We start from the raw sequence: 14,674 nt of genomic DNA on the forward strand, positions 1-14,674 counted from the left end.
GCCAACTGCAACGCCAACGCCGACGCCAACTGCAACGCCGACGCCGACGCCAACTGCAACGCCGACGCCGACGCCAACTGCAACGCCGACGCCAACGCCGACGCCGACGCCAACGCCGGAAAAGATCGACTTGGAGCTGAACAAGACGATCTCGAACCGGACTCCGGCCGGCGTGTGTGTGCCGAACACCGGGTTCGAGACGGGATCGGACGGTGAGCCGCTCGAAGCCGGACAGATCATCGACGACGAGTTCGCCGACGACGGCATCACCGTGAGCACGGAGAACGCGGGCGGCCGCGAGGTGATGGTGTTCGATTCGAGCGACCCGACCGGCGGCGACTTCGATCTGGGCTCGCCCAACGAGGACTTCGGTGGGCCGGGAGTCGGCGACGGTGGCGAGGCGGGCGAACCCGGCGAGAACAACATGTCGCTCGGCAACGTGTTCATCATCTCGGCCGACGGCGATCAGAGCGATCCGGACGACTTCGACGGTGGTGGGACGATCGTCTTCGAGTTCGACCAGCCCACGCGCGTCGACCAGCTCGAGTTCCTCGACATCGACGAGGGCGAGGCCGCGACCATCACGGCGTTCGACGCCGACGGGAACGTCGTCGCGTCGACCGAGTCGCCGGATCTCGGCGACAACAGCTACAACGTGGCCCAGCTCGACGCCGAGAACGTCCGCCGACTGGAGGTCACCTTCCCCGGCAGCGGCTCGGTCTCGGGGATCACCTTCTGTGAGCAGATCCAGCAGGGCGACGAGGTGACGTTCGACGTCACCGTGAACAACGACGGCTCGACGACCGCCACCGGCGTCACCGTCGAGGACGTGCTGCCCGAGGGGCTGGAGTTCGTCTCCTCGAGCGCGAGTCAGGGTAGCTACGACGCCGATTCGGGCATCTGGACGGTCGGCGAGCTCGCCCCCGGTGAGAGCGCCACGCTCCAGCTCACCGCGGAGCTGACCACCGACGAGGCCGTCGAGAACGTCGCGCAGGTCGAAACCGCCGATCAGGAGGACGTCGACTCGACGCCGGGCAACGACGACCCCGACGAGGACGACCAGGACAGCGTGACGGTCGAACCCGACGATGGGGAGGGTGAACCCACCGAAACCACGACCGAGACGACCACCGAAGCAACGGACACCACGACTGAGGAGACGACCACCGAAGCAACGGACACCACGACTGAGGAGACGACCACCGAAGCAACGGACACCACGACTGAGGAGACGACCGATACCACCTCCCCGGAAACCACGACGGACGACACCACGACGACCGACACCGATACAACCGACACTACGACGACCGACACTACGACGACCGATACAACCGACACTACGACGACCGACACTACGACGACCGAGACACCGACGCCAGTCGAGGGACAGCCGGAGATCAGCTTCGCTGCCTTCTGCACCGCGGGTGACGCCGACGCCGCCTCCGTCGACATCACCGACGCGTTCTACGACGACGAGGGCGAGCTGTACGCGTTCTCCTACGAGGGGTCCGGGATCGACACGGTCGTCGTCAAAGGTGGGCAGATCTTCGAGGACTTCGACGGTCGAGCGAGCGATACGGTGGTGTTCGGGAACGGCGAGGACGTGAGCGACGACCGATCGCCGTCGAACCCCTGTCCCGCGGGTCAGAACGAGATCAGGAAGTTCGAGCAGGATGAAGGGGACTTCCCGCCGTCCGGGTCGGCGGGCTCGGGGACGCCAGCACAGAGCGTGTTCGGCCTCGTCGGCGGGCTCGCCGCGGTGTCGCTCCTGATCAGACGGTCCGAGCGCTGATCTCGGCCGTCTTCGTTCGACACCGTTCGCAGCAGCCCCGTTCACCGAACGTCCGACAACCCTCGCGACAGCCACGTCGGCACCGACGCGTGTTCGGCGACACGCACGGTGGCGAGCCCGACGAGCAGGAGGTTGCCCCACAGTCCGGGTTGGAGAAGACCGTACGCCGGCTGGAGTGCCTCGACGAACCCGAACTGCGCTCGGAACGGGCCGACGAGAAGCTTGAGCCCCAGCGCGTGAACGTGCAACGAGAGGAGCGCGATCACGGGCACCACCGGCCGGCCATCGTCGCGCCGTAGCTCGATGGCGAGCAGTGCGACGACCGCCGGAAGGAGCGCCGCGAACGTGTACGTGTATCGCTGCGGAGCCAGCAACGGAAGTGCGGTCACCCCCAGTGCGAACGTCTGGGTGTCGGCGTCGCCCGACGCGGCCGCGAGCGCGAGGCCACCGACCACGACCACGCCGAAGACGCGCACCGTCGTCCCGGCGTGTCGAACCGCGTAGAGGGGATGGTAGTAGGCGACGTTCGACAGTCCCGGCGGCCTCGGATCGCCCCCCGACGCGATCCCCCAGCGAAGGACGTCGAGGTAGCGGAGGTGGGTTTCGAGACCGAAGGCGAGCAGCGAAACGGCGACCAGCAGCCCCCCGGTCACGACCGCTCCCGTCAGTCGGTCGCGGTCGCCGAGGAGGTGCGCCCCGGCGGTCAGGTAGGTGAGTTTGACCGCGGCCGCGATCGTGGTCAGCGCACCGCTCGCCGCCCGGTCGAGCCGCCCGTTCGGCACCGCTCGCCCGGTCGATCGCGATTTCCCGCGTTCGAGCCCCACGAGCGCGAACGCGAGCACCCCGCCGAGGAAGATCGACACCTGGCCGTGCTTGAACGAGAACCAGAGCGGGTAGAACCCGACCAGCGCCCACAGCAACACGCCGCACTCCCACCACGGGAGATCGAGGCCGTACGCCGCGACGACGAGCTGGAGGCCGATCCACAGCAACGCGAGCGAGAACAGCTCCCACGCCCACTTGGGGTGGGGCAGTCCATCGAACAGGTCGAACAGGAGCAAGACGAGCGGCGGGTAGAGGAACCCGCCGAAGTGACCGCCGCTCTCGTTCGGCCGATATATCGGCTCGCCAGCCTGCCAGGCGTCGAGTGCACCGAAGTACACTCCGGCGTCGTAGAACTCGACCGGTTCGAGCACACCCGTCGCCCGCAGATACCAGTCCGCGAACGGCCACTGGAGGAGCACCACGAGCGTGACGAGCGAAACCGCCACGAAGACGGGTCGTCGCTCGCCGCGGGACAGCAGGTCGGCGAGGGCTGACACGACTCGATCCCGTATCGTTACTCGGCTCGCACCACGTAAACGTGGGGGACGATCCGTACCGCGAGCGAGGTCAGTCGTCGAGCAACGCCGAGGCGGTCACGAGCGACGCGAGTTCGACGTCCGCCGCGGCCAGCGTCTCGCGTGCACCCTCCTCGCGGTCGACGACCACGAGCACGCGATCGACGATCGCGCCGGCCTCGCGGAGCGCACGGACGGCCGACAGCGCGCTCTCGCCGGTGGTGGCGATGTCCTCGAGCACGACCACCCGTTCCCCGTCGGCCAGGTCGCCCTCGATCCGGTTCCCGGTGCCGTACTCCTTCTGTTCTTTCCGCACGATCACGTACGGCGTGCCGGTCTCGACGCTCGTCGCGGCGACCAGCGGGACGGCCCCGAGTGCGACGCCCGCGAGTTTCGCCCCGTCGATCCGCCCGGCGAACGCCGCCGCGATCGTCGAGAGACAGCCCGGATCGGTCTCGAAGCGGTACTTGTCGACGTAGTAGTCGCTCGTGCCGCCGTGGGAGAGTTCGAACTCGCCGAACTCGACGGCGTCAGCTCTCTGGAGCGCGTCGATGAGGTCCTGATTCGCCATTGTCCTCCGGTCGGACGGCCCCGACATAAGCGGCGCGGAGCGTCGAACCGTGATCCGTACCTCTGATCGCTGGCACGATTCCCTGATCTGTCATCTCGCCATCCCTGAGCATCTCTCAGAGAGCCATCCTTGGGACATTTCACCCCTCTAACACCTGTGGACCGCAATGAGATCAGTTCGACAAACAGTTTATGTTGACCGTTGGATCTGTATAGCACATCGATGGACTCGAAAATGACTCGACACCAGTTCCTCGCTGCTGGGGCGAGTGTTATCGCTACTGCGCTTTCTGGCTGTACGGGGATTATCGGTGGATCAGAGAACACGCCCCCAGAGCTCGATCAAGTAGCACTCAGAAATGCGGATCATGAAGATCGTGTTCTCTCTGTGTGAATCAAGACGGACAGCAGTGTTGCCCATCGTACAACAGTAACGCTCGAAGCACCATCACGAAACGAAGAGGAGCAGGTCAGGAGCATTGATAATCAATTACTTAACAGTTCTGGCTGGGAAGACATGTCTAGTGAATGGACGATAGCGACTCGGACCGATACTGAGTCGCCGTGGTCAGAAAAGCTCGTTAGTAGCGACGTTAGTAGTGACTCGGACTGCTATTCGGTTCTAATCATAATTACGTTAGATGGAATATCGTAGCGCGAAGTTTGGGATGTTACAGTTCTTTAGTAACCACTAGTGACGTAGGGACGAGCCGTTAGACGGGATAAGTATGAGTGTGGAACGTGCAAGATACGCGCCCTAGGTCTTGCACGCCGATTTCAACGAGTCGGCAATCCGTGATGTGAGAACTCCGAAGACCTCCGCCAATCCTTATCAGAGCAGCTCGTCGAGCCGGTCGACGCTGGTCTCGATGTAGCCCCTGTCGTCGGTGAACACTTCGAGCGAGAGCGTGCCGGTCCACCCATCTCGAAGCGGTTCGAACACCTGCTCGAAGTCGATGGTGCCCGCGCCGAACGGCAGGTGTTCGTCCTTCGGCATCCGGGTGTCGTTGAGGTGGAGGTGGCCCACCCGATCGCCGTGTTCGGCGAGAAAGTCGGCCATCGCCGCCGCGTCCATCCCGTTCATCCGCGCGTGGCCGGTGTCGAGGGTCATGCTCGCGTCGGTCTCGTCGAACAATCGGGGGAACGATGCGGCGGGAAAGAACTCGCTGGCGACGTTCTCGACGCAGAGTTCGAACTCGCGTTCGCGGCCGAACGCGTCGAGATCGCGGATCGACGAGAGGAGGTGTTCACGGAGCGGATCGTGCTCCCATGCCGGCGGCCAGGCATCGGTGCTCGCGTGGATCACGCCCTTCTCCGCGCCGCACTCGCCCGCGGTCTCGATCGCCGCGAGGAGTTCGCGGAGCGAACCCTCGCGGACGTGCTCGAACGGCGAGGCGATGTCGAGACGGAAGGGGAGATGCACGACGAGATCGAGCCCTCGTTCGTCCGCGAGCGCGCGCACCCGATCGGCTTCGTCGGCGAGCGCGGTGCGCTCGTGCGCGCCGTCCATCATCAGCTCCACGTAGTCGAGCCCGAACGACTCCGCATGCTCGAACGCCTCCTCGTAGCCCATCCCGAGCTGGGTGACGAACCCACGACGAATCGCGCTCATACAGCGCCTACGTGACGCGACTCCTTAACCGCTCCCGGGTGAGAGGCCGGCCGAGCCACGGCGACGAACCGGGATGGTGAGGAACCGATCGGTCACCGCTCGGGATGGATCGGCGCGTCGAACCCACCCCGGACGAGGGGTCTGGCGATGTGGCGGCGCGCACACGGCGGCACCTCGTACCAGCCGGGTTTGAGGTCGCGTTCGATCGCGCGCTCGATCTTTCCGTCCCGACCGGTTCCGCAGTCTCGACACCGATACCCCTGATCGCGGCCCGCGCTCTCCATCGACCGCCCGCAGTCCGGACAGGACGGCACTGCGGACTCGGTCCGCACGAGGTCGCGGACGGCGAACTTCTCGAGTTTGAGGGTCCCGTCGGAAACCTCACCACAGACGGCGAGGCGATCCCCGACCCGGAGCGCGCGCACGCGCTCGCGGAACCGCTTCGTCGGCTCGAACGCGGCACACGCGAGCGACGCATCACCGTCTTCGAGGCTGAAGAAGACGTGGCCGCCCCGCCTGGTCTCGGGCTGCGTCGAAACGGTTCCCGCAACCCGGTAGGCCCGCCCGTCACGGAGCTCGCCCACGCTTCCCTCGCGGAGATGGGCGTCGGTGCCCTGGTTCGTGACGAATATCCCTGTGCGCTCTACCGGTTCGCTCTCGATCCGATCGGCGACGCCACGGACGACGTCGGGATCGTCGCCCCGGATCCCGTAGAGGATCGGTCCGGGAGCGCGGGGAACACACACCGAACTCCCCTCGTCGCGGTCGACGGTGTCCCACGCTGTCGGGTATCCCCAGTCGGCCGCCGCGAACACCGACTCGTGATCGACCTCGCGCGGCGTCCCTCTCCTGTGGGCCTCGCGATAGGCGATGTACTCGCAGGTCCACTCGTCGAACGCCGCCCATGCCCCGACCGCGGCGAGCGCGCCGATCAACCCCCTCGATTCCTTCCAGTCGGCGTGACGATACTCCCAGGCCCCGATCAGTCGACGCGCCCCGTCGATCGTGAGGCGCTCGCGGACGGCTCGACGGGCGAAATCGATCACCGGCTCCGATATCGCCCCGTCGGGCGCGACCACGACACCGGGATTCGTCCGCGGATCGTCGGTCACCGCCAGCGCCTCGACCGTCTCGCGAGCGACGCCGAGCGCACCCTCGACGTCGAGATCGGTATGGATCGCGAGCGCCGCGTTCCCCCGTGTCTTGTGCTCGATCGCGGGGTTCAGCCGAACGAGAACCTGGCGCTCGACGGCACCACCCTCCTCACGGACACGTGCCGCCACCCGCGCGGCGAGATACGTCGTACACATCCCTCGCTCGCGCGAATCGGTGTCGTCGATGCCGATGACCGTCACACCCCTCTTCACGACTCCACGGAACAACCGCGTTCCGGCTCGAATCTCGTATATAAATCTACCGTCGGGTACGGCAGCAACCGCCGGAAGAGAGGGATATATCGACGGCACAACCACTATATACGAGGCGCTACTTACGTACACCCATGTCACGGTCCGCACTGGTCGGCAACGTGACCGCGATGCTGGAGGACGCGGGGTTCCTCGTCAGCGACCGGTGTGCGGTCCGCCCGAAGAGCTTCGACGTCGCCGCGCGCCGCAGCGACGAGCTCCTCCTCGTGAAGATCCTCGGCAACATCGACGCGTTCGACGGCACCACCGGGGTCGAGATGCGCCGACTCGGGCGGTTCCTCGACGCGACGCCGCTGGTCATCGGGCTGCGGACCAGGGACGAGGAGCTGAAACCGGGCGTGATGTACCTCCGCCACGGCGTGCCCGTGCTCAGCCCCGACACCGCGCTCGACCTGTTCGTGGAGGAGGTCCCGCCGATGATCTACGCCGCCCCCGGCGGCCTCTACGTGAACATCGACGGCGAGGTGCTCGCCGACGAGCGCGAGGATCGCGACTGGAGCCTCGGCCGGCTCGCCGACGAACTCGGCGTCTCGCGACGGACGGTCTCGAAGTACGAGGACGGGATGAACGCCTCGGTCGAGGTCGCCGCACGGATGGAGGATCTCCTCGACGCGCCGCTCGCGAACCCGGTCGACGTGCTCGACGGCGCGGACGAGGTCGTCGACGACTCGGTCGACCGCTCCGACGCTCCCGAGGCCGACGACGAGGATCTCGTCGCGGTCCTCACTCGGGTCGGCTTCGACGTCCATCCGACGACGCGCGCGCCGTTCAAGACCGTCAGCGAGGACGACGGCGGGGCCGAGAACGTGCTGACCGGGCACTCCGCGTTCACGAAGACCGCCGAGAAGCGCGCCCGGATCATGAGCTCGCTCGGCGCGGTGACCCGGACCCGATCGGTGTACGTCGTCGACGACGCCTCGCGCGACGCCGTCGACGACACCGCGCTGATCGAGCGCGAGGAGATCGCGGCGATCGACGACCCCGACGCGCTCCGTGATCTGATCCGCGAGCGCGCGAAATCCTCCGCCTGAACCTTTTTACTGCGGGGGGTGCGCTCGCTCGTTTCACTCGCTCGCCCACCCCCGCTTGCAAAAACGTCCTCAGAAGTCGAAGACTTCTGATGGGCTGCGTTAGAGCTCCGCTCTAACGAACGTTCATGAAAAACACCCGCTCACTCGGCCTTCGGCCTCGTTCGCGGTAGAACTACTCCTCCTCCCCGCAACCGCACAGCACCGCCCGAGCCCTCACTCCCGTTGGTCGCTCGCCCTCGATCCTCCGAGGTCCCCCTCCGCAGCCGCACCGCCGAAGCCCTCACTCGCTTCGCTCGTTCGCCCTTCATCCGCCGAGGACCGCTACCGCACCGCAGCCGCCACCGCACCGCCACCGCACCGCCACCGCCGCTCAGTAACGTCTTTCAGCCCGACAGCCCAATCCGGCGCATGAACCGCTCGACCTCGCGCGATCTCTACGACCGCGCACTCGACGTGCTCCCCGGCGGCGTGAACTCCTCAGTGCGGGCGACCCAACCCTACCCAGCGTTCGTCGAGCGCGGCGATGGGGCCCACGTCATCGACGCCGACGGCAACCGGTACATCGACTACGTGATGGGCTACGGGCCGCTCCTGCTCGGCCACGACCTCCCCGAGTCGGTCCGGGCGGCGATCCAATCGACGCTGAGCGAGGGGCCGATGTACGGCGCACCCACCGAGATCGAGGTCGAACTCGCGGAGTTCGTCGCCCGCCACGTCCCGAGCGTCGAGATGTGCCGGTTCGTCAACAGCGGGACCGAAGCCACCGTCTCCGCCGTTCGACTCGCTCGCGGCTACACCGGCCGCGAGAAGATCGTCGTGATGCAGGGCGGCTATCACGGTGCGCACGAGTCCACGCTGGTCGAGGGCGATGCCGAGAACCCACGGCCGTCCTCGCCCGGCGTTCCCGGATCGTTCGCCGAACACACCATCCCAGTGCCGTTCAACGACACGGAAGCCATCGAGGCGGTCTTCGAGGCCCACGGCGACGAAATCGCGGGCGTGCTGACCGAACCCCTCCTCGGCAACACCGCGGGCGTGCTGCCGGTCGAGGGCTATCACGAGCGCCTGCGCGAGCTGTGCGACGAGTCCGGCGCGCTCCTGATCTTCGACGAGGTGATGACGGGCTTTCGGGTCGGCGGGCTCCAGTGCGCCCAGGGAAAGCTGGGCGTGACACCCGACCTCACCACGTTCGCGAAGATCGTCGGCGGCGGGTTCCCGGCGGGCGCGATCGGCGGTCCCGCCGAGATCGTCGAGTCGTTCACGCCTTCGGGCGACGTGTTCCAGTCGGGCACGTTCTCGGGCCACCCGGTCGCGATGGCCGCCGGGCTCGAAACCCTGCGCTACGCCGCGGAAAACGACGTCTACGACCACGTGAACCGGCTCGGCGAGAAACTCCGGAAGGGACTGACCGAGATCGCCGAGGACCGCGCGCCTGGCTACACCGTTCTCGGCACCGACAGCATGTTCAAGCTGGTGTTCACCCGCGGCGACGCCGCCACGCCCGCCGCGGCGTGCGAGGCCGGCTGTCGTCAGGATCCCGACTGCGACCGGTTCGGTCGCTGTCCCAAGACCGGCGGGGACGTCGAACGAAGCGAGACCGAGCGCTGGGATCGGCTGTTCCGGCCCGCGATGCTGGACGAAGGGATCTTCCTGACCGCGAACCAGCTGGAATCGCAGTTCGTGAGCGACGCCCACACCGACGAGGACGTCGAGGAGACCCTCGAAGCGTACAAAACCTACTTCGAGTGAGCGCCATACCCCAGCCGCCGGCGTGACTGACCGTTGGCGGTGGGGCTGTGGCCGGCGGCCGCGGGGCGGTGGTGCGGTGGCAGATGCGGTGCGGGCCTCGGCGGATCGAGGGCGAGCGACCGGAGTTCTCGTGAGTAGCGCGGGACCGAAGGTCCCGCGGACCGTTCGCGCGGCGAAGCCGCGCGAAGAAGCCGTCTCGTAGCACAGCAAAAAAGTGGGTTTAGAGGAATTCGCGGACCTCGGCGTACCACATGTCGTGGTGATCGAGCGCGTCGACCCGGCGGGCGATGGCGACCGCGAGGACGTGCCAGCAGGCCTCGTCGGGATCGTCCGAATCGAGGTTGTACGCCGAGTCCTTGCAGGTGCAGCCCCCGTTCTCGACGACGTACTCCTCGGTGTGGCCCACCACGACGGTGAAATCGCGGTACTGCTTGACGCGACGCTCGGCGACCGCCTCGATCGCACGCACCCCGCGGTCGCCGTGGACGCGGATGATCTGTTGGGTCACGTCCGAGTCGAGTTCGCCCGCGTCGGCGAGCGCCGCCCGCCACCCCTCGGTCGCTGTCACGGCCATCCGTTCGGACGGATCGGTCAAAACACGTTCGATGGCCTGGCGTCGGCGGTCGTTCCGATCGATGACAAGCGACGTGGTCGTGATCCCGACCGTTCGAAAGCGAAACCGGCACGACCGGGCGGGCGACCGTCGAGAGGCGAACGCGGTCGTTCGAGCAGTAGCTACAAGGAGACACGACCGAATCACGCTCCATGGCCACCGGATTCCCGTCGGAGATCGATCGCCGCCGCGTCGCCTGGTGGCTCGTCGCCGCCGGCGTGGTCGCCATTGTCGGACTGTTCTTCCTCTCCTTCGTGGGGACGTTCGTCTTCGGACTGTTCGTCTACTACGGGGCCCGGCCCGTCAATCGGCGGATCCAGTCCCGAGTCGATTCGCGGGTGATCGCGGCGACGGTCACGCTCCTGTTCATCGTCCTCCCGACGCTGGCGCTGCTCGGGTACACCGGCGTCGTCGCGTTTCGGGAGTTCACCACTTTCGCCGGACCCGGTGCGGTCGATACGGTGCTGAACCGCCTCCCGGGTAACCAGCAGTCGATCGCCGGGGCCCTCCGGAACCTGCCGCAGCTCGCGCGCCGGCTCGGCCAGGTCTCGGGCGTCCAGCAGGGGCTCACCACGGCGTTGGGGACGCTCGGGGCGATCTCGAACGGGCTGCTCCACCTCACGCTGGCGCTGACGTTCGCCTTCTTCCTCTACCGGGACGGCAACCGACTGGAGTCGTGGTATCGGGCGGAGGTCGGGGGTCGCGACACCGCCGCGTACTCGTATCTCGCGGGCGTCGACGCGGATCTCGAGGTGGTCTACTTCGGGAACGTGCTCACCGTGCTCGCGGTCACGATCGGTTCGATCGTGGTCTACAACGGGTACAACGTGCTCGCGCCGACGGCCGTCACCCTCCCGCTCCCGACGCTGCTGGCCGTTCTCACTGGCCTCGCGACGTTCGTCCCGCTGGTGGTCGGGAAAGTCGTGTACGTCCCCGCGGCGGCGTACCTCGCGTGGCGGGCGGTCGAGGCCGGTGCGGATCTCCTCGTCTACCCGATCGTCTTCCTGGTGGTTGCCTTCCTCCTCCTCGACATCATCCCGCAGTCGATCGTGCGCCCGTACATCTCGGGCCAGACCATGCACGAGGGCGCGGTGCTGTTCGCCTACATCCTCGGCGCGGCGCTGTTCGGGTGGTACGGGCTCTTCCTCGGTCCGTTCCTGCTGGTGATCGTGGTCCAGTTCGCGAACGTCGTTCTCGGCGATCTGATCCGAGGACGGCCCTTCTCGCCAGCGCCGACCGAGACGACGTCGCTCGGAACCGACCCCACCGAGGCGAAGGTCGACGCCGTCGGCCAGGCGACGGCCGACGACGGAGATCAGTCCGCCGAAATCGACGACGAGGGAACGACCACGGACGAGACCACCGACGACGGGTAGAACCGCACGCGTCCGTCGGAGCAACAGCGGGGCGTCGCTCCAGTCCCACACGCCCGTCGTCGAGGCAAGGACCGGCTTTTTGACGCTGTTGGGCGTGGTCGGCGTATGGGAAGCCGCCGATCCGACTCCGACACGCAGTGGGAGTACGAAACCCTCAGGCCGCCGAGAGGCGAGACGAGAAAGGAGTCCGAGGACCCGAAGGACGAACTCAACGACCTCGCCGCCGAGGGGTGGCGACTCGTCGACACCATCGACTACACCGGCGGCGGAACCAAGTTCATCGTGTTCGAGCGCCCCGCCGGTTCGAGCGACGACTCCGAGGATGGTGGTTCGTCGTGAGTTCCGACATCGACGAATCGAACGTCGACACGGACATCGACGTCAGCACGCCGAACACGATGCGCGAGCGTGCGGGTGAAAGCCGGCTCAAGCTTTGGTTGCTGCTGGGGGCGAACCGCCTCGTCGTCACCGGCGTCCTCGCGGTTGCGATGTTCGCCGTGTTCGTCGTGGGCGTCACGGTGCTCCCGCCGCCGCTGGTCCCACAGCTCGAATCCGGCGACACGATCGAGACGATGTTCTCGGCGATGCTCGGTGCGATCATCACCGGCGTCACCCTCGTCGTCACGATCGGTCAGCTCGTGCTCTCCCAGGAGAACGGCCCGCTCGGCGAGCAGCGCGAGCGGATGGAGAACTCGATGGACTTCCGGGACTACACCGAGGAGCTGATCGGCACGCCGAGCCCCGCGGACCCCTCGGCGTTCCTGCGTGGTCTCGTCGACCTCTCCCAGGAACGCGCCGAGGCGGTGCGCGACGGTCTCAGCGACATCGACAGCGACCAGCTCCAGTGGGAGACCGAAGAGTTCACCGAGAGCCTGATCGGCAACTCCGAAACCGTGCGCGACCAGCTCGACGGCGCGACGTTCGGCACGTTCGACGTGCTGTTCGCCGCCCTGAACTACAACTACGGCTGGAAGATCTACCAGGTCGAGCGCCTCCTCCACGACCACGAGGAGGACCTCGGCCAGCCCGAAAACGACCTCCTCAACGAGTTGAAGTCGGCGCTCTCGATGTTCGGGCCGGCGCGCGAACACGTCAAGACCCTCTACTTCGAGTGGGCGCTGGTCACGCTCTCGCAGCTGATCCTCTACGCCGCGATCCCGGCGCTCGCCGTCGCGGGGATCATGCTCACCGTCGCCGAACCCGGAACGCTCTCCGGAACCACGCTCGGGTTCGAGAACATCACTCTCCTGATCGGCGCTGCGTTCACCGTGACGCTGATCCCGTTCTTGCTGTTCACGTCGTATGTCCTGCGGATCGTGACCGTCGCGAAGCGCACGCTCGCGATCGAGCCGCTGATCCTCCGGGACTCACAGCGATAGCCCGCGCCTCCACGAGCCGGCTCTCGGCCTCACAGGACCCGGTTCCCGCCGGCGGTCACGTTCACCGTCTCGATCGTGGTCGAGTTGACGGTGTTGCTCGCGACGATCGTCGAATTCCGGTTCGCGGGGACGGTGAAGACGACCGTCGTCTGGCCGGGATCGACGCCGATCGTCCCGAACGATCGCCCGTTCGGCTCGATGACGGTGAGCTGGGTCACGTTGCCAGCAGCGCCGGTGGAGCGAAGCGTCGCGTTGACCCGGACGCCCGCTTCGATCCACGGCTCCGTCGCCGAGAGGCTCTCGAACACGACCGAATCGTTCGTTTCGGCCGTGATCGTCGGATCGAGCGTGAGACAGCCGCCGGCCGCGAATCCGACGACGACGAGCGCCGCCGCGAGAACGCGCCGCCACGATGCTCTCGGCATGGATGCCCGACACGGCGACGGAGAAAAACGGTTCTGCCTGCAACGTCGCGCCCGATCGAACGACTACGGACCCGCGGCTGCAGACGGGCGCAAGGCCCTCACTTAACTGAGCGCCGCCGATCCGTACTGTATGGTCGGCAATCGGCCGGTGAAGTGGGAGTACAAGACGCTCGAACCACCGAAGGGGTTGACCAAGCGCGAGACGATCGACCCGAGCGACCAGCTCAACGAACTCGGCGAGGAGGGCTGGGAGCTCACGGCGACGATCGACTACGACAAGGGCGGCACGAAGCTGCTGCTGCTCAAACGGCCGGTGTACGATGAGTGAGAGGGATCTCTCCTCGGCCAACACCCTGCGCGAGCGAACCGACGTGAACAAGGTCCTCTTCTGGGTGCTTCTCGAAGCGAACCGATGGGCCGTTGTCGGGGGATTCGCGCTCGTCGTCTTCGTCGCGTTCATGCTGTTCGGCCTATTCAAGCCGCTCTTGCTGGCATCGATGATGGAATCGAGCGATATGGTCGAGACGGTGTTTTCGGCGCTGCTCGGTGCGATCATCACGAGCACGACGCTCGTGGTCTCGATCAACCAGCTCGTGCTCTCCCAGGAAATCGGCTCGCTCGGCACCCAGCGCAGCCGGATGGACACGACGATGGATTTCTACCAGAACACCGACGACCTGCTCGAAACCACCACGCCCAGCGATCCGCCCGTTTTCCTCGAACGGCTCATCGAGACGTGTGAGGAGCGAGCAGGTGCGCTGCGCGAGGCCATCGCCGGGAACGAGAACGACGACCTCCGCGACCGCGTGAACGAGTACGTCGAGGACCTCGAAGAGAACGCGGACACGGCGCTCGACGAACTCGACGGCGCGGACTTCGGGACGTTCGCCGTCGTCTCCCCGGCCCTCGATTTCAACTACGCCCAGAAGATCCACGACATCCGGCGTCTCGGCGAGGAGCACGAGGACGACCTCACCATCGAAGAGCGCACGGCGTTCCGGGAGATGCTGGAGGCGGTGACGATGTTCGGGCCGGTGCGCGAGTACGTGAAGGTGCTCTACATCCAGTGGGGGTTGGTGAAACTCTCCCGGGCGATCCTCTACGCTGCGATCCCGGCACTCATCGTGGCCGGTGGCATGGTCGTCTTCGTCGATCCGAGCACGTTCACCGGCACCCTGCTGGGGCTCGAAACCATGCTCTGGGCCGTGAGCCTCGCCTTCACGATCTCGGTCACGCCCTTCCTCGTGTTCACGTCGTACGTGCTGCGGATCGCGACGCTCGCGAAACAGACGCTGACCGTGGGCCCGCTCGTCCTCACGTAGACTGCTCGGGGCTCGGGAGCCATCGGCCGTCTCGG

At 66.5% G+C, this 14,674-nt stretch carries 15 protein-coding genes; 9 read left to right on the plus strand and 6 right to left on the minus strand.

Annotated elements, in window-relative coordinates; all coding sequences use genetic code 11:
- Positions 1–216, plus strand: a 216-nt coding sequence (locus TX76_RS18095) for a hypothetical protein (protein ID WP_062946288.1), incomplete at its 5' end; no start/stop codon positions are given.
- A complete protein-coding gene (locus TX76_RS09235) occupies positions 179–1,795 on the plus strand; it encodes a DUF11 domain-containing protein (protein ID WP_049901895.1) in 1,617 nt (538 codons plus the stop codon). The genes TX76_RS18095 and TX76_RS09235, both read left to right, overlap by 38 nt.
- 41 nt (positions 1,796–1,836) lie before the next feature.
- On the opposite strand, the gene TX76_RS09240 is transcribed toward TX76_RS09235, so the two are convergent.
- The 4 genes from TX76_RS09240 to TX76_RS09255 all read right to left on the minus strand — a co-directional run bounded on the left by TX76_RS09240 (position 1,837) and on the right by TX76_RS09255 (position 6,672).
- The gene (locus TX76_RS09240; protein WP_049901898.1) at positions 1,837–3,117 is read right to left on the minus strand and encodes a glycosyltransferase family 87 protein; all 1,281 of its coding nucleotides are present in this window, start codon (positions 3,115–3,117) and stop codon (positions 1,837–1,839) included.
- Between the two features lie 70 nt (positions 3,118–3,187).
- On the minus strand, positions 3,188–3,706 hold the full coding sequence (gene pyrE, locus TX76_RS09245) for an orotate phosphoribosyltransferase (RefSeq protein ID WP_049901901.1): 519 nt from the start codon (positions 3,704–3,706) through the stop codon (positions 3,188–3,190).
- A gap of 831 nt (positions 3,707–4,537) precedes the next feature.
- Entirely contained in the window at positions 4,538–5,317 is a 780-nt protein-coding gene (locus TX76_RS09250; protein WP_049901904.1) for a sugar phosphate isomerase/epimerase family protein, read from the minus strand.
- A gap of 92 nt (positions 5,318–5,409) precedes the next feature.
- On the minus strand, positions 5,410–6,672 hold the full coding sequence (locus TX76_RS09255; protein ID WP_049901907.1) for a tRNA(Ile)(2)-agmatinylcytidine synthase: 1,263 nt from the start codon (positions 6,670–6,672) through the stop codon (positions 5,410–5,412).
- 146 nt (positions 6,673–6,818) lie between these two features.
- Here TX76_RS09255 and TX76_RS09260 point away from each other — a divergent pair, with 146 nt between their 5' ends.
- Positions 6,819–7,775 (plus strand): transcriptional regulator, encoded by a 957-nt coding sequence (locus tag TX76_RS09260; RefSeq protein WP_049901911.1) that lies wholly within the window; start codon positions 6,819–6,821, stop codon positions 7,773–7,775.
- 408 nt (positions 7,776–8,183) lie between these two features.
- Positions 8,184–9,524 carry a glutamate-1-semialdehyde 2,1-aminomutase gene (hemL, locus tag TX76_RS09265; RefSeq protein WP_049901913.1) on the plus strand — a complete coding sequence of 447 codons (1,341 nt, stop codon included), beginning with the start codon at positions 8,184–8,186 and terminating at the stop codon, positions 9,522–9,524.
- 220 nt (positions 9,525–9,744) lie between these two features.
- Here hemL and TX76_RS09270 read toward each other — a convergent pair whose 3' ends face one another.
- On the minus strand, positions 9,745–10,098 hold the full coding sequence (locus tag TX76_RS09270; protein WP_195156034.1) for a hypothetical protein: 354 nt from the start codon (positions 10,096–10,098) through the stop codon (positions 9,745–9,747).
- Between the two features lie 191 nt (positions 10,099–10,289).
- Here TX76_RS09270 and TX76_RS09275 point away from each other — a divergent pair, with 191 nt between their 5' ends.
- The 3 genes from TX76_RS09275 to TX76_RS09285 all read left to right on the plus strand — a co-directional run bounded on the left by TX76_RS09275 (position 10,290) and on the right by TX76_RS09285 (position 12,892).
- A complete protein-coding gene (locus tag TX76_RS09275) occupies positions 10,290–11,513 on the plus strand; it encodes an AI-2E family transporter (RefSeq protein WP_049901916.1) in 1,224 nt (407 codons plus the stop codon).
- Positions 11,514–11,618: 105 nt separating this feature from the next.
- Positions 11,619–11,852 (plus strand): DUF4177 domain-containing protein, encoded by a 234-nt coding sequence (locus tag TX76_RS09280; protein WP_049901920.1) that lies wholly within the window; start codon positions 11,619–11,621, stop codon positions 11,850–11,852.
- Positions 11,849–12,892 (plus strand): hypothetical protein, encoded by a 1,044-nt coding sequence (locus TX76_RS09285; protein WP_049901923.1) that lies wholly within the window; start codon positions 11,849–11,851, stop codon positions 12,890–12,892. Before TX76_RS09280 ends, TX76_RS09285 begins: the two co-directional genes overlap by 4 nt.
- Positions 12,893–12,921: 29 nt before the next feature.
- On the opposite strand, the gene TX76_RS09290 is transcribed toward TX76_RS09285, so the two are convergent.
- Positions 12,922–13,317: a hypothetical protein gene (locus tag TX76_RS09290; protein WP_049901925.1), complete on the minus strand. Its 396-nt coding sequence runs from the start codon at positions 13,315–13,317 to the stop codon at positions 12,922–12,924.
- A gap of 130 nt (positions 13,318–13,447) precedes the next feature.
- Between TX76_RS09290 and TX76_RS09295 the strand changes: the two genes are divergently transcribed.
- Together TX76_RS09295 and TX76_RS09300 are read left to right on the plus strand one after the other, a co-directional pair.
- Positions 13,448–13,645, plus strand: a complete 198-nt coding sequence (locus TX76_RS09295; RefSeq protein ID WP_006078362.1) for a DUF4177 domain-containing protein — start codon at positions 13,448–13,450, stop codon at positions 13,643–13,645.
- Positions 13,638–14,639, plus strand: coding sequence for a hypothetical protein (locus TX76_RS09300; RefSeq protein ID WP_049901930.1), 1,002 nt, complete (start codon positions 13,638–13,640; stop codon positions 14,637–14,639). The genes TX76_RS09295 and TX76_RS09300 overlap by 8 nt, the downstream gene beginning before the upstream one ends.
- The last annotated feature ends 35 nt before the right edge of the window (positions 14,640–14,674 follow it).

Source organism: Halococcus agarilyticus (assembly GCF_000334895.1).
Taxonomy (GTDB): domain Archaea; phylum Halobacteriota; class Halobacteria; order Halobacteriales; family Halococcaceae; genus Halococcus; species Halococcus agarilyticus.

Bases quoted from the DNA above. Each gene is read 5' to 3' on its own strand.
- pyrE (WP_049901901.1), bottom strand. From the start codon at position 3,706: ATGGCGAATCAGGACCTCATCGACGCGCTCCAGAGAGCTGACGCCGTC.
- TX76_RS09300 (WP_049901930.1), top strand. From the start codon at position 13,638: ATGAGTGAGAGGGATCTCTCCTCGGCCAACACCCTGCGCGAGCGAACC.
- TX76_RS09275 (WP_049901916.1), top strand. From the start codon at position 10,290: ATGGCCACCGGATTCCCGTCGGAGATCGATCGCCGCCGCGTCGCCTGG.
- TX76_RS09250 (WP_049901904.1), bottom strand. From the start codon at position 5,317: ATGAGCGCGATTCGTCGTGGGTTCGTCACCCAGCTCGGGATGGGCTAC.
- hemL (WP_049901913.1), top strand. From the start codon at position 8,184: ATGAACCGCTCGACCTCGCGCGATCTCTACGACCGCGCACTCGACGTG.
- TX76_RS09270 (WP_195156034.1), bottom strand. From the start codon at position 10,098: ATGGCCGTGACAGCGACCGAGGGGTGGCGGGCGGCGCTCGCCGACGCG.
- TX76_RS09295 (WP_006078362.1), top strand. From the start codon at position 13,448: ATGGTCGGCAATCGGCCGGTGAAGTGGGAGTACAAGACGCTCGAACCA.
- TX76_RS09260 (WP_049901911.1), top strand. From the start codon at position 6,819: ATGTCACGGTCCGCACTGGTCGGCAACGTGACCGCGATGCTGGAGGAC.
- TX76_RS09290 (WP_049901925.1), bottom strand. From the start codon at position 13,317: ATGCCGAGAGCATCGTGGCGGCGCGTTCTCGCGGCGGCGCTCGTCGTC.
- TX76_RS09280 (WP_049901920.1), top strand. From the start codon at position 11,619: ATGGGAAGCCGCCGATCCGACTCCGACACGCAGTGGGAGTACGAAACC.